The organism is Ahniella affigens (assembly GCF_003015185.1).
Classification (GTDB): domain Bacteria; phylum Pseudomonadota; class Gammaproteobacteria; order Xanthomonadales; family Ahniellaceae; genus Ahniella; species Ahniella affigens.
This window is the reverse complement of the sequence record NZ_CP027860.1, coordinates 3,462,501-3,476,452: the sequence shown is the minus strand read 5'-3', so window position 1 is coordinate 3,476,452 and position 13,952 is coordinate 3,462,501. Positions and strand designations below refer to the sequence as shown.

The 13,952-nt window shown below is 59.0% G+C and carries 10 protein-coding genes and 1 pseudogene (1 of these 11 only partly in view); 8 read left to right on the top strand and 3 right to left on the bottom strand.

Annotated elements, in window-relative coordinates; translation table 11 throughout:
* Window position 1: 1 nt before the first annotated feature.
* Window positions 2–1,045, bottom strand: a complete 1,044-nt coding sequence (locus C7S18_RS13455) for a rod shape-determining protein (RefSeq protein WP_106892054.1) — start codon at window positions 1,043–1,045, stop codon at window positions 2–4.
* Window positions 1,046–1,166: 121 nt separating this feature from the next.
* Between C7S18_RS13455 and gatC the strand changes: the two genes are divergently transcribed.
* From gatC to C7S18_RS25355, 4 genes and pseudogenes are all read left to right on the top strand, one after another.
* A complete protein-coding gene (gene gatC, locus C7S18_RS13450; RefSeq protein WP_106892053.1) occupies window positions 1,167–1,448 on the top strand; it encodes an Asp-tRNA(Asn)/Glu-tRNA(Gln) amidotransferase subunit GatC in 282 nt (93 codons plus the stop codon).
* A complete protein-coding gene (gatA, locus tag C7S18_RS13445; RefSeq protein WP_106892052.1) occupies window positions 1,445–2,869 on the top strand; it encodes an Asp-tRNA(Asn)/Glu-tRNA(Gln) amidotransferase subunit GatA in 1,425 nt (474 codons plus the stop codon). The genes gatC and gatA overlap by 4 nt, the downstream gene beginning before the upstream one ends.
* Entirely contained in the window at window positions 2,866–4,326 is a 1,461-nt protein-coding gene (gatB, locus tag C7S18_RS13440; protein WP_106892051.1) for an Asp-tRNA(Asn)/Glu-tRNA(Gln) amidotransferase subunit GatB, read from the top strand. The genes gatA and gatB overlap by 4 nt, the downstream gene beginning before the upstream one ends.
* A gap of 462 nt (window positions 4,327–4,788) precedes the next feature.
* Window positions 4,789–5,193 (top strand): annotated as a pseudogene (locus C7S18_RS25355) (FG-GAP repeat domain-containing protein); the annotation flags it as partial.
* Here the strand turns inward: C7S18_RS25355 and C7S18_RS24995 are convergent.
* The gene (locus C7S18_RS24995; RefSeq protein ID WP_240623895.1) at window positions 5,137–5,715 is read right to left on the bottom strand and encodes a hypothetical protein; all 579 of its coding nucleotides are present in this window, start codon (window positions 5,713–5,715) and stop codon (window positions 5,137–5,139) included. The pseudogene C7S18_RS25355 and the gene C7S18_RS24995 overlap by 57 nt on opposite strands.
* Window positions 5,716–5,805: 90 nt before the next feature.
* On the opposite strand from C7S18_RS24995, the gene C7S18_RS24990 reads away from it, so the two are divergent.
* Window positions 5,806–7,443 (top strand): serine hydrolase domain-containing protein, encoded by a 1,638-nt coding sequence (locus C7S18_RS24990; RefSeq protein ID WP_240623894.1) that lies wholly within the window; start codon window positions 5,806–5,808, stop codon window positions 7,441–7,443.
* Between the two features lie 3 nt (window positions 7,444–7,446).
* Here C7S18_RS24990 and C7S18_RS13430 read toward each other — a convergent pair whose 3' ends face one another.
* Window positions 7,447–9,606: a winged helix-turn-helix domain-containing protein gene (locus C7S18_RS13430; RefSeq protein WP_106892049.1), complete on the bottom strand. Its 2,160-nt coding sequence runs from the start codon at window positions 9,604–9,606 to the stop codon at window positions 7,447–7,449.
* A 707-nt stretch (window positions 9,607–10,313) separates the two neighbouring features.
* Here C7S18_RS13430 and C7S18_RS13425 point away from each other — a divergent pair.
* The 3 genes from C7S18_RS13425 to C7S18_RS25140 form a co-directional block, all read left to right on the top strand.
* Entirely contained in the window at window positions 10,314–11,600 is a 1,287-nt protein-coding gene (locus C7S18_RS13425; protein WP_170113262.1) for an OmpP1/FadL family transporter, read from the top strand.
* Window positions 11,601–11,753: 153 nt separating this feature from the next.
* On the top strand, window positions 11,754–12,596 hold the full coding sequence (locus C7S18_RS13420) for a lipase family alpha/beta hydrolase (RefSeq protein WP_206207904.1): 843 nt from the start codon (window positions 11,754–11,756) through the stop codon (window positions 12,594–12,596).
* A 290-nt stretch (window positions 12,597–12,886) separates the two neighbouring features.
* Window positions 12,887–13,952: the 5' portion of an OmpA family protein gene (locus C7S18_RS25140; protein WP_106892047.1), read on the top strand. Its footprint extends 29 nt past the window's final position; the window shows 1,066 of its 1,095 coding nt (coding positions 1–1,066); its start codon is at window positions 12,887–12,889; its stop codon lies off the right edge, out of view.

Below are 13,952 nucleotides of genomic sequence, written 5' to 3'. Positions count from 1 at the left end.
GTTATTCTGGCGAGAAGAACTCGCTGCCATGGAGGTCGATCAGCTCCAGAGCGCGACCACCACCGCGGGCCACGCAAGTCAGCGGATCATCGGCCACATGCACGGCCAGACCGGTTTCATCCGAGATCAGGCGATCGAGATCACGCAGCAGCGCACCGCCGCCGGTCAGCACGATGCCGCGCTCGGCGACGTCCGAACAGAGTTCGGGCGGGGTCTTTTCGAGCGCACCCTTGACCGCACCAACGATGCCGGCGAGCGGCTCGTGCAGCGCTTCCAGGATCTCGTTCGAATTGATCGTGAACATGCGCGGCACGCCCTCTGCCAGATTACGGCCAGAGACGTCGATTTCTTTGATCTCGGACTGCGGGTAGGCGCAACCAATCTCAATCTTGATGCGTTCTGCCGTGGAGTGGCCGATCAAGGTGCCGTGGTTTCGGCGCACGTAGTTGATGATGGCTTCGTCGAATTTGTCGCCACCAATCCGAACGCTTTGCGCGTAGACGATGCCGTTCAGCGAGATGACGGCCACCTCGGACGTGCCGCCGCCGATGTCGAGCACCATGGACCCGCGGGCCTCATGAACCGGAATCCCGGCGCCAATCGCCGCCGCCATCGGCTCTTCGATCAAGTACACATCGCGCGCGCCAGCACCTTCAGCGGATTCCTTGATCGCGCGCCGCTCGACTTGAGTCGAGCCATAAGGCACGCAAATCAGCACACGTGGGCTGGGGCGCAGAAAGCGCGACTGGTGCACCTTCTTGATGAATTGCTGGAGCATTTCCTCCGCCATGGTGAAGTCGGCAATGACGCCGTCCTTCATGGGGCGAATGGTCTCGATATTGCCCGGCGTGCGGCCGAGCATGTGCTTGGCTTCGCGACCGACGGCGGCCACCGTCCGGTGCCGTGCGCCCATTTCGAGGCGGATTGCCACGACTGAAGGCTCGTTCAGGACGATGCCCTGACCTCGGGCGTAGACAAGCGTATTGGCCGTGCCGAGGTCGATCGACAGGTCATTGGAAAATATGCCACGCAGGCTTTTGAACATGGCGCGAATCCTGATTATGGGTCGGGATTGAAGAAAAGGTTGGGGACTTTACCGTTCTGTTATTTGCCGGACAAGCAGAATTACCAGCACAATTCGGACTTTTGACGGGCAGGACGTACAGATGGAGCAGGCGACGATTCACAAGTTGGCAACGCTGGCGCGGCTCGCGCTCAGTCCAGAGCTCGAACAACGATTGGCCGCAGATTTGTCCGAGCTACTGGGGCTGGTCTCTGAGCTTCAACGAGTCGATGTAAACGGAGTGTTACCGATGGCGCACCCGCACGATGCTATTGCGCCGCTGCGACCCGACGTGCCCGAGGTCATTGATCACAGTCCCGCTCTGGAACGATTGGCGCCGGATATGTCGCAAGGCCTTTACCGTGTGCCGAAGGTGATTGAATGAATCCTCTACTGAATCTCTCGGCCGCGCGCGCATTGATTGCCGCCGGTGGCGCCGCCGACATCGCGGCCCAGGCATTGGACCGCGCCCTGCAGCTTGCGCCGGCGATCAATGCCTTGATCACCGTTTTGCCCGACGATCGCGTTTCAAACGCCGGAACGGGGCCGTTGGCAGGCATTCCATTCGTACACAAGGATGTTTTCTGCACCGAGGGGGCGCGCACCACCGCTGGGTCCAAGATTTTGGACCAATTTGTGCCGCCGTACGATGCGACCGTGGTCGCCAGGCTCCGGGCGGCCGGTGCGCGTTGCGTCGGCAAGGCCAATATGGATGAGTTCGCCATGGGGTCGTCGAACGAGAACAGCGCCTATGGCGTCGTGCGCAACCCATGGGACACTAGCCGCGTGCCGGGTGGGTCTTCCGGTGGCTCGGCGGCTGCGGTTGCGGCGGGCATCGTGCCATTCGCGACAGGTTCTGATACGGGCGGTTCGGTGCGTCAGCCAGCAGCATTTTGCGGCCTGACCGGGCTCAAGCCAACGTATGGGCGGATTTCCCGTTACGGCATGATTGCCTATGCCTCCAGTCTCGATCAGGCGGGCGTGCTCGCACGCTCCGTCGCTGATTGCGCCGAGGTCCTCGATGTATTGTCGGGTCACGACCCGCTGGACGCGACGTCGGTGGATGCGCCGGCCATCGATATATCGGGAGCGCTGCATCGTGGCGTTCGTGGCCTCAGAGTTGGTGTCGTCCGGGAAATGTTTGGGGCGGGCGTTCGTTCGGCAATGGCCGACACCGTGCTGCAGTCGCTGCGTGCGCTGGAAGCGGCTGGGGCAGTTCTGGTCGACATCAGCCTGGACAGCCTGCGCCACGCGATTCCCGCGTATTACGTGATTGCCCCGGCCGAGGCATCGAGCAACCTGTCGCGCTACGATGGCGTGCGCTTTGGTCATCGCACCGAATCGGCGAAGGATTTGAAGTCGCTCTACCAGAACTCGCGGAGCGAAGGTTTTGGACTGGAAGTGAAACGGCGCATTCTGAGCGGCACCTACGTGCTGTCGTCCGGCTATTACGATGCCTATTACCTGCGGGCGCAGCAGGTCCGACGCCTGATTGCTGCCGATTTCAGCCGGGCCTTTGGCGCCGTCGATGTCCTCGCCGGGCCGACCACGCCCGACGTTGCGTTCAAACTCGGTGAAAAGGTCGATGATCCGTTGGCGATGTACGCCGCCGATATCAATACAGTCGCCGTGAATCTGGCCGGATTGCCAGCGATCTCGTTGCCTTCAGGCTTCATTGATGGCTTGCCAGCCGGGTTGCAATTGATCGCCCCGGCGTTTGCCGAAGATCAACTGCTGGCTGCGGGTCACGCGCTGCAGCAGCGGACGGAACATCATCTGGCTCTGGCCCCGGGAGTTGCAGCATGAGTTGGCAGGCTGTTATTGGTCTTGAAATCCACGTCCAGCTTGCCACGCAGAGCAAGCTGTTTTCGGTAGCCCCCACGGCGTATGGTGCCGAAGCCAACACGCAGACCAGTTGGTTGGACGCAGCGTTGCCGGGCACACTGCCCGTTCCGAATCGCGAAGCGGTGCGTCTGGCGGCATTGTTTGGGCTCGCGATCGATGCCGAAGTCGCCGAGCGTTCGATCTTTGCGCGCAAGAACTACTTCTATCCCGACTTGCCCAAGGGCTACCAGATTTCCCAGTACGAAACGCCAATCGTCGGTCGCGGGCAGTTGGATGTCCGGCTGGACGATGACCGCGTGCTCAGCGTGGACATCATCCGGGCGCACCTGGAGGAAGACGCTGGCAAAAGCTTGCATGACGCGTTTCACGGTGCCACCGGCATCGATTTGAATCGAGCCGGGACGCCACTCATCGAAATTGTCTCGGCACCCTGCTTGCATTCGCCCGAGGAGGCCGTCGCCTACCTGCGTACCGTGCACCAATTGGTGCGGTGGCTCGGGGTGTCTGACGGCAACATGCAGGAAGGCTCATTTCGGTGCGACGCCAACGTATCGGTGCGCCCGGGTCCGGACGCGCCGCTTGGCACACGTTGCGAGATCAAGAACGTCAACTCGTTCCGCTTCGTCGAAAAGGCCATTGCCTTCGAAATCGAGCGCCAGATTCGGGCACTCGAAAACGGCGAGACGATCGTCCAGGAAACCCGGCTCTATGACGCCGCTGCCAATCGCACACGACCCATGCGGAGCAAGGAAGACGCCGAGGATTACCGCTATTTCCCGGATCCGGATCTGCCGCCGATCGTGCTCGGTGCCGGTGAGTTGGAGCGCATTCGAGCGACGCTGCCGGAGCTCCCCTGGCAGCGGGCGGCGCGCTACCAGGATGCGCTGAAGCTCAGCGCCTACGACGCGCACAAACTGACCGAAGACCGGGCCTTGTCGGAATATTTCGAGTCGGTATTGGCCGCGTTGTTGCTATCGGGTGCAGCCGAGCGCGCGCCGCAACTTGCGAAGCAAGCAGCCAACTGGATCAACGGCGAGCTTGCGAGCGCGTTGAACGACGCCGAGTTAGACATCCGCGCAAACCCGCTTGCGCCCGCAGAACTTGCCCAACTCATCGCCCGTGTCGAGGATGGTACGCTGAGCGGCAAGCTGGCCAAGGAAGTGTTCCAGGCAATTTGGGCCGGGGATGGCGGCGTCGATCAGATCATCGATCAACGTGGTCTGAAGCAAGTGACCGACACCGGAGCGATCGATGCAATGCTCGCCGAGGTATTGGCGCAGTTCCCGGATCAGGTGGCCAAGTACCGTGCTGGCGATCAGAAAATTTTTCAGTTTCTGGTCGGGCAGGCGATGAAGGCCACGAAGGGCAAGGCAAATCCCACTATTGTAAGTGAGCGTCTGCGCCAAATGATGGGGTAACGATCGGGGCGCCGCATCATTGCGGTTGCCCGCTTTTTTTTGCGCTTTGCTTCTAGTGTGTAAGACCCTTGCCACCGGATTGATCGGTCTTTGGCGGTTTGGCACGGCAAAACTTGAAACTGACAGCGACGACCTGAAAACGTTTCTCTACGTTGAGACTTGCCGAGCTACCAGTGGCAGGGTCAGGCCGAAAGTGTCATTCGGATTTTCTCCAGAAACCAACAGGAAGAGGCTCGGCGTGAGGAACCGTTGAGCCGGCTTCGACCAACGAGCCTGTGATTGCCGCTTTGACCGGCTCACGTTGCAAAGCGTCCGGCATTCCTTAAAGCCAACCGCTTCTGGCTTGAAAAGTCTTTTAAAATCAACAGATTCACTGTTTCTCATCAATTCGCACAAGATCTAATTTGACCTGAAGCCGAAGCGGTGCGACATCCTGGTCGGGCTCACGACTCGGAGGATGGTATGCGAATTTTGGCAGGTTTGATTTTGACGGCGACGCTGATCGGTCCGGCGGTTGGGGCACCGACATTGGTGCGGACCTATGGCAATGGTGGGGAGGCATTTGGTTGGGCGGTCGCGGATCTGCCGGACCTGGATGGGGATGGTAAGCGGGATTTTGGTGTTGGCGCGCCGTCTGCCGGACGGGTCATTGCCCATTCTTCGGCACAGGCAGCGATACTGGCCCAGGATCAATTGCCGGGCACGAACCATGGGTATGCATTGAGTTCGGTGCCAGACGTTGATGGCGATGGACGAGCCGATATGGTTGTTGGAGCACCGAATCCGGGCGCGGGACAGATTCGCGTGTATTCAGGTTTGAACGGCAGTCTGATTCGACAGATCACCGGGCCGGCTGGCAGTACCTTGTTTGGTTTTGCGGTGGCTGGTGTCGGGGATGTCGATGGCGACCAGCGAGGGGAGTTGCTGATCGGCGCGCCAGGCGGGGTTGGTCGAGCCTATCTTTATTCGGGCGCCACAGGCGCTTTGTTGCGCACATTGAACGCGCCAGGCGCGAATGGCTTTTTTGGCGGTGGCACGGCTTCGGTCTTTGATCACGATCAGGATGGCCGCGAAGACTTGTTGATCGGTGCGCCGAGAGATCGAGGTGGAAAAGTCTTTGTGATGTCGTCGGCGAATGGTGTGGTGCTTCGGGAATTCGTGCCTGAAAGCGCCAATACTAGCTTCGGCTTCTTTGTTGCCGATGTTGGCAAGGTCGACGCGGATGGCGTACGTGACATATACGTTGGCGCCCATGATGAGGCAGGCGGGAATGGCGCGGCGTACGTATTTTCGGGCGCGACCGGCAGTCGACTGCATCGGTTTGCGGGAACACAAGCGGAGGGGCTTGGGCCGGGGCGGAGCGCTGGCGATGTCGACGGTGACGGCCACATTGATCTGATTGTCGGCAGTTACACCTATTCCGCAGGCGGAGTGTCGCAGGGTGGGCGTGTCCGAGTGTTTAGTGGTCGGATTGGCAGCGTGTTGGAAGAGATGCGCGGCACGGTGGTGAATGGTCAGTTCGGGTTTGACGCGGTCGGTCTCGGCGATGTCACCGATGATGGCAAGCTGGATTACTTGGTAGGGGCATCCCCGATTGGCAAGGCCTACCTATATGCGGGCTCAATATCCAGGTCCGAGCCGTTTGTCATGAATGCCGGACTGACTGGTGCGTGGGGCGACGCTGGCGTGACTGGCCAAGGCTTTCTGCTTGAGGTGGTGACAGATGCCAATCTGCTGGTTGGCGGCTGGTACACCTTCGCCCGCACAGCGACCGGCGCATCCAACGAGCAGCGCTGGTTAACCTATGTCGGCACCTATACGGGCGACACAGCTGAGACCAAGCTCATGCTGACTCAAGGTGGCCAATTCCTGCAGGCAGGTGGCGACCAAACCTTGGAAGTCGGCACTCTGCGCTTCCAGTTTCGTGATTGTGGCCATGCGAACGTCCAATACGAAGTGTTTGCCAATGCCATCAGCGGCCAGGGTGCCGCCAATCAGGGCAACAAACTGACCGGCAACATTGAGTTGACTCGGGTCACACCGGCAACGCTCTGCCAGTCGCTGCAAACATCAAACGCTGGCATGGCTAGATTGGCCAAAGATCTGCAGCGTATTCTCGATCAGAGCGTTTCCAGCAACAACATTGTCGGTGCACAGGCTTCCGTGCGGATTCCAGGGTGGCCGGTCTGGAATGGAGTCAGCGGCACCGAAGATCGGGTTATTCCGATGCGTTCAGACCGTATGATTGGGACTGGCAGCATCACCAAAATGTTGACCACCGCGGCAGCGCTACGCTTGGTTGATCAAGGCAGGCTGTCTCTAGACGCACATTTGAGAGACTGGTTCCCGGACCAGGCAAATGTTGATGCAAGTATTACAGTCCGGCAGGCTATGCAACAGATTTCAGGAATTGCAGACTACACAATCTCGCCTGCTCTGCAGCAAGCGGTATTGGCGGATTTGAACCGCGTTTGGACACCCGACGAGCTAAGACGGGAAATTGGCCCCCCACTTTTTGCTCCTGGCACTGGTTGGCAAGCATCTAACAGCAACTCGTTGCTCCTTGGTCGAATTGTCGAGATCGAAACAGGGCAAACTTTGGCGAACTTTATGCAAGATCAGCTTTTTGCCGATATTCCCGAAATTGCCTTGGTTGGGTTCGGGACGCCTTCTTCAGCACTTGCAACACAGTGGGGCTTCCGCAACGGCCAACTCTACAATTACAGCGCTTCGTTTTTCTATCCGTCGATCTTTACTTATCGCCGAGAGGTTCAGGCGTCGGCACGTAGTTTGGCTGCCATGGGCGAGCGGTACTTCCTGGGCGGTCTGTTCTCTCCTGGGCTAATGGACCAAATTCTACAGATTATCCCTGATGATGGTGGTGTTCAGGGACAGACTGGCGGTGGTCTTGGTATTCGTAGGTACAATTTCCTGAACCGGACGCTCTACGGGCACAGCGGCGGAACCGGCAACTCATCAGCGTTCCTATTGTTTGACCCAGCTACTGGAATCATTGTTGCGCTGAGCCTCAACCAGGAAGGAACCAGTCATCAGAACTCACATTTTGAGACAGCGCCAACGCTCATGTCTGCCGCGATTCGGGCTGTCAGTGAATAGGGGCTAAGGCGGGTCTCTATCTTTCTCAGGTCGCAGGAGCGCCCCGACATCCAGCCGCATCAGATTCATATCGAAGCTGGCCGGGGCGCTCGTAACGATCTGTTCGCCAAGAACGTCTATTTGTGTCGGTGCTGCCTGATGTGGCCACGTTGTCGCGAGGCGCGTCCGCTTGCCGCCCACATATTCGGAAAATTCGAATCCTGCTTCGCCCGGCATTCGTTGCGTTACGACAATACCTGCGTCAGTTGCACGCCAGTGCTGCGGATTGTCTACGATCACATCGGTGCCGCGCCACTCTCTTGCTCCATGATCCCACTCCAATACTTGCTTATCTTGGCTACGCCACGCATACAAGCGACCTCGTGAGTTGCTCTGTAGAGTGCGCAAGGTAGCTCCTGCGTACAACAACTGCGCCCCACTTGTGGGCGTCATGTAGAACAGCCCATCGATTTGGTCTTGATTGGCACCGAGTACGGCCAAGCCTTGGTCGTAAAAACTTACCGCGCGCACTGTTTCCCAATTTTCGAGGGCAAATGAGTAGTGAGACTGGAACTGACTGTCGCCGATCCAACCCGTGAAACCGTCCTGATCGCGAGTAACGTAGCAGACGCGATGCTGCTTTCGGTCAACATCGAAAGCAAGTACTGTGGCGTTGTCGAGTCTCGACAACTGTCGCTCGCGATCCTGTTCAGACCACATCCAAAACTGCTCTGACCCTGTTCGATCTGACAAGAACAGTAGGGCCCCATTCTCGTCAGCAAACCGGGGCGCATAGCTGTCGAACGCACTACCGGCGATCATCGTCGCGGGTCTTGGTTGCGCATCAACTCGGTAAAGACTCACTGCCGCTACGCGTCGAGGGAATACCAGCGTACCTGCGTTCACTGAAATCCGCGACAACGGTTCTTGACGGAGCCACTGCCAGTCCCCGCCATCCAACGGGACTAGCCAAAGCCCATTTCTGCCCAGGTCTTGAGCAGAGACAATCAACTCTCGTTCCGACAACCAGCTGTAACCGACAACCAGTCTGCCTGGCGGCGAACGCCAAATCGGCTGAGTCGCGTTGGAGTCGAATGCTGAAATGGGCCCATCAGGGTCTTTGGACGTGCGGACTGCTATACGATTTCCGGAGGGCGACAGCTCAGGATCTGATGCCCACTGAAGGGTACGAATCCCAGGCCAATGATCTGGCGGCGCCATTTCGCCAGTTGCAATCTGCACCTGTTGGAGTGAAATAGCCCGCTCATTCTGCACCGCGACCAGCACGCTCAATGCGTCCGGCATCCAGGCTAGGCTACCCAGAAATGTGCCGTTGGCAATGAGTTGACTCTCCCCGCCACTGCTCGGGCTGACGCGTAATTCTGACGAGTTCGGGCTGGGTGAGTTGCGTAGGAAGGCAACTGATCGGTTGTCGGGACTGACACGAGGCCATCGGTCATGGGAATTCTGTGTCAGCTTCGAATCTGCCCCAGTCTTGATTCCCAAGACATGAATTTGTTGCGCAGTACCATTGTGTCTTACGTACGCTAAGGTGTTGCCGTCCGAACCAAGGCTAGGCATCCGGTCTGTGTCATCCGAAAACGTGATCGCTTCGGGCATGACTTGGCGCGGAAGCCCTCCGGAAGCAACAATAGCGGGCCCGGGCCGCTGCCACAGCCACCACGAAAGCGCGGCTAGAGCCACTATGAAAACCGCCCAAATTACCCGCGAAATCGAAAGCAAACGCCGGCTGAATATACGAATGTTGTTTGGGCTAACGTCTCTGGCTGAGTCTGCTCCAAGTTTGAGCTGCTCGTCTCGTTCCGCGACCTGGTCTTGCACTTTGTCCAAGACTGCAAGGCGGTATCCAATTCGAGGCACCGTCACCAGTAGTTTCGCGTCTTTTGCAGAGTCATTCAGGGCCTTGCGCAATTCGACGATTACTTGCGACAAGGCTAAATCTGTTGGCAGCTGCCCTGGCCACGCAAATTGAAGCAAATCAGATCTGGTCACCGGGCGGCCGTTTGCGTCGGCCAAGCGCTGAAGCACTTGGGTTGCGCGAAAACTCAATGGCGTACTGACCTCACCAATGCTTAGCGTCTGTGCCAACGGATCAAATTGAAAGGCGCCGACAACAATTCGGTTGCGCGTCGTTGCGCCTCTTAGGGGAGTCTCGGATGTCATGAGGGGAGCATATCAAAATCACCGGGCCCAGGCCGCTTGCGGGTCTGCGCAGAAGAATGAGTCACCGACTACTGAGTCGAGCCTCGGGAGGACCCCTTGAACGCAGAGCAGACCGGCTCTTGCCGCAGGAATCGTGCACCGACGATGCTGCAATATGCTCACCCATTCATCGTCACATCCTCGTCGCAGGTTCTGACGCTCGGAGATGTGCGCGCTGGATACACGCGCAGAATACACGAGGGGCCGGGTCGACCTATTGCATAAAGCGACTGACATCCTGCCTTAGATGTGATCGCAGTCATCAGTCTGGCCGATCTCTTGTGCTCGCGTTAGCACTCGCGCTGGTCCGCTTTCGGATACGCCTTTGGTCTGCGCGTCAGCACAGGTGGCTCCCGGCGACCAAGAGCGCAATTGGCGAAAGAGAAACAGGATACTTTGCCGCCGTTGGCCAGGTTGCTTGAAGATGCGTGTGAATTGAATTCGATCTGCAACTAGAATTGTTGAGCACCTCTGATTCAGTTGAGCCCAGGACTCTCGAATTCCGTTTGTAGTTCTGGCGCTGTCCGGAGTTTGGCAGTGCTCCGGGGCTCCGGGCGTCTTATCGGTCGGTGTCGGGATTTCAGCATCCCGTAGCCAGACGCCGAAAGGTGTATGATCGGCGGGCCCCGCCGTCACGGCGACATAAAATGAGTCAACGGAGTTGCCCCATGAAAAAGAATCTGGCCCTGGCTATCGGTCTTGCCCTGTCCACCCTGGCGCCAAGCGCCTTCGCCATCACGGACGAAGAAGGTAGCGCAGCCCTGCAGTTCAATCTTGCGCCTCCGGGTGCACGCAGCCTTGGTATGGGCGGCGCCTTCATCGGCCTGGCGGATGACGCCACGGCTGCAGCATCGAATCCTGCCGGATTGCTGCAATTGGCAGCGCCCGAGGTGTCGGTTGAGTTCCGCACCAGCGGCTACGACACGCCCTACGTCGATGGCGGTAGCTACAGCTCGGCGCCGTTTTCCACGGATGCGCTGAACATCAGTCGCGATTCCGAAAATATCGGCGGCTTCTCGTTCCTCTCCTTCGTGTATCCGCAGGAGAACTGGGCGCTCGCCGTGTATCGCCAGGAAGCGCTGAATTTCAAGACATCGTTCGTCAGCGCCGGTGCCGACGACTCGGCCGGTACTGGCTTCATTTTCCCGTTTGCCGCCGCAGCGCAGTTGCGCGACGTGGTGTATGGCGTGTCGGGGGCGTTTCGCTTCAACGACTACATCTCGGCCGGCGTGTCGGTTAACACCCACGACTTCGATATCGATTCGGCCACGCTCCGGACGTTCCAGTCAAATGGCGCCACGGTCAACCTCCTGACCACTCAGGATGGCAATGCCAACGCAATCGGTGGCTATTTCGGCCTGATGGTCAAGCCGAACGACCAGTGGCAATTTGGTCTCACCTACCGGGCAGCGCCGAAGTTCAAGTACAACGCCGCCGCCTACCGCAACGGCACGCAGTTCCTGTCCAAACCCACCAAGTTCGACTCCCCGGACGCGTTTGGTCTGGGCGCTGTTTGGCGTCCAAGCGACCAGCTCAGCTTGGCGTTGGACGTGGTGCAGGTGCAGTACTCCGAGCTGACCGACAACATGGTGTCGAACTTCCAGCTCAACGAAGCGCTGCCGGTGGTGCAGGAGGGCATAGCCCCGTTGCAGATCGACGATGGCGTCGAAGTGCACCTCGGTGGCGAATACGTGTTCACGAATTTCAACCACCCGTTCTCACTGCGTGCGGGCGTTTGGCACGATCCGGAACACTCCATCCGCTTCCAGGGTGAGCCCATTGTCCGCCCCGTCACCGATGCGGTGGCCAACGCGGTGCTGTTCTCGCAGGGCGACGATGAGTTGCACTATGCATTGGGCTTTGGCTGGGCGTTTGAGCGGTTCCAGGTTGACGCCGGCGCTGATTTCTCGGAAAACGTCGATACGTGGTCCGTTTCGGGCGTATGGCGCTTCTGATCAAGCCTCGATGAATCAAGCATTGGCTTGGTTGGTTCAGCGGCCACTTCAGTCTGGGCAGTTGGCCCGAATGGGTGTAGCCGCGGGGTGGAATTGCGCAAACAGTTGTAAATGGACCCCGCCGTTTGGCGGGGTTCTTGCATGAGGACCGGGATGAACGATCGCACGAAGCGCCAGCATTCGAGACGAGCCCGCGTGGTACCGCATACCGCTGCCACCATGGATTGGGTGGGCGAAGAGTCAGAGGGACAATTCGACCCGCCTTCGTGGAAGCATTTGATGCTGGAAGCGCGGGCGCCGGCTGAATTCCTCGCCGGCCTGGCGAGCTTCTGGGTCGATCACTGGTTTCCGCGTGGTGACGGTCATCCGGTACTCGTGTTCCCCGGCATGGGGGCAAGTGACCGTAGTACCTTCCTGCTGCGTCGGTTTCTGAAACGGCTGGGCTATCAGGCGTTCGGTTGGGAGCAGGGGCTGAATCTCGGGCCTCGTCATGGTGTGCTGTCGCAATGCCGCGATCGAGTCCATGAATTGAACGAGCGGTTTGACCGACCGGTGACCCTGATCGGCTGGAGCCTGGGCGGCATTTATGCCCGCGAAATGGCCAAGCTGGAGCCCGCGCGCGTCCGCCAAGTCATTACGTTGGCCTCGCCCTTCGCGGGCAGCCCGCATGCGACCAACGCATACCCGTTGTTTCGGCTGCTAACCGGACATCACGTGCACCGCGAACCCGGTTTGCTCGACCGGATTCGCGAGGCGCCACCAGTGCCCACGACCTCAATTTACAGCCGCACCGACGGCATCGTGAGTTGGGTATGCAGTGTGCAACAGTCGGCACCGCTTGCGGAGAACATCGAGGTGCGCGCGAGCCATCTCGGGATCGGATTCAATCCGCTGGCCCTATTTGCCGTAGCGGATCGGCTGTCGCAGGATGAAAAACGCTGGCAGCCGTTCGAAATGCAGGGTTTGCGGCGGTACTTGTTTGCGCCGAACACTTAATCGTCCGATGGTTGGATGCCCGCATCGTCCGGGTGGGTCCGAGATCAAGGTGGGCACTTCCGATCCGACATCTGTACCGAAGGGCGCTATGCCGTCTGTAAGTCGCTGATTCAGAAAGACTTGAATCGGCGCCCGGCGCGATCTTGCATGCTGCCGGATGGCGTGCTTGGTACCAGGCTCACGAATCCTGACACCCATCTTCATGCTTCAGCCATTTTAAGGCGGCTTGTGGCCCTATAATCGGCGGGCTGCATGCCCTGCATGCATCCAATCCCATAAGGAGAACCCCGATGAAACTGAAGTCCCTGTGTGCCCTGATTGGCCTCGGCCTGATCGCTGGCTCCGTACAAGCTGCTGACTGGTACGTTGCGCCGACAGTCGGCATGAGCTTCAACGATGACGATCGCATGATCAGTACGGACGAAACCGTGCTGGTTGGTATCGGCATCGGCCGCAATATTGGCGAGTCGTCCTCGCTTGAATTCGCCGCTGACTACACCGATCGCAACCTCGGTTCGAACCGCGTCGGCTTTACTGACTATGACGGTGGCTTCCAGAGCACCGCGCTGACGGCGACGCTGCGCCACTTCTTCCGTGAAGATGGCTTGCGCCCATACCTGCTTGCGGGTCTCGGTGTGTCGCAGCACGATGCCGATCAGCCGGATGGTTCCGACAACGATGGTTGGGATCCGGTGTTTGACGTTGGTGGCGGTGTGATGGGCAAGCTCGGTTCGTCGAATTTCAGCTGGCGCGCCGAAGTGGCGTATCGCAGCGACTTCGACGACCAGTCGATCCGCAACCAGGACAACTTTGGTGACTTGATCCTGCGCGGCAGCCTGATGATTCCGTTTGGCTCGGGTGGTGATTCGGGTCCGGTGGAAACGACGGAGGTCGTTCCGGAAGCGACGCCGGCTGATCCGGTTGAACCAGCGAACACGCAACAAACCTTGGTCGACACCGATGGTGATGGCGTGGCAGATGAAGCCGATAAGTGCCCAGGCACGCCGGCCGGTACGCCAGTGGGTCCGGATGGTTGCGAACAAGCCGTGGTGATCGATCTGCGTGGTGTGAACTTCGCGTTCGACAAGTCGGATCTGACGCCAGAATCGATTGCGATTCTCGATCAGGCCGTGGAAGTGCTGACGCAATACCCGAACCTGAAGGTGGAAGTGGCTGGCCATACCGACGCTGTTGGTACGGATCAGTACAACCAGGGTCTCTCTGAGCGTCGTGCCAAGGTGGTGTACAACTACCTCACTGGCAAGGGCATTGCGGCTGATCGTCTCGGTGGTCCGAATGGCTACGGTGAATCGAAGCCAATCGACACGAACGAAACCGCTGAAGGTCGTGCGCGCA

Excerpts from the sequence above, each read along its gene's own strand:
- C7S18_RS13455 (WP_106892054.1), bottom strand. The coding sequence starts at position 1,045 with ATGTTCAAAAGCCTGCGTGGCATATTTTCCAATGACCTGTCGATCGAC.
- gatC (WP_106892053.1), top strand. The coding sequence starts at position 1,167 with ATGGAGCAGGCGACGATTCACAAGTTGGCAACGCTGGCGCGGCTCGCG.
- gatA (WP_106892052.1), top strand. The coding sequence starts at position 1,445 with ATGAATCCTCTACTGAATCTCTCGGCCGCGCGCGCATTGATTGCCGCC.
- gatB (WP_106892051.1), top strand. The coding sequence starts at position 2,866 with ATGAGTTGGCAGGCTGTTATTGGTCTTGAAATCCACGTCCAGCTTGCC.
- C7S18_RS13430 (WP_106892049.1), bottom strand. The coding sequence starts at position 9,606 with ATGACATCCGAGACTCCCCTAAGAGGCGCAACGACGCGCAACCGAATT.
- C7S18_RS13425 (WP_170113262.1), top strand. The coding sequence starts at position 10,314 with ATGAAAAAGAATCTGGCCCTGGCTATCGGTCTTGCCCTGTCCACCCTG.
- C7S18_RS13420 (WP_206207904.1), top strand. The coding sequence starts at position 11,754 with ATGAACGATCGCACGAAGCGCCAGCATTCGAGACGAGCCCGCGTGGTA.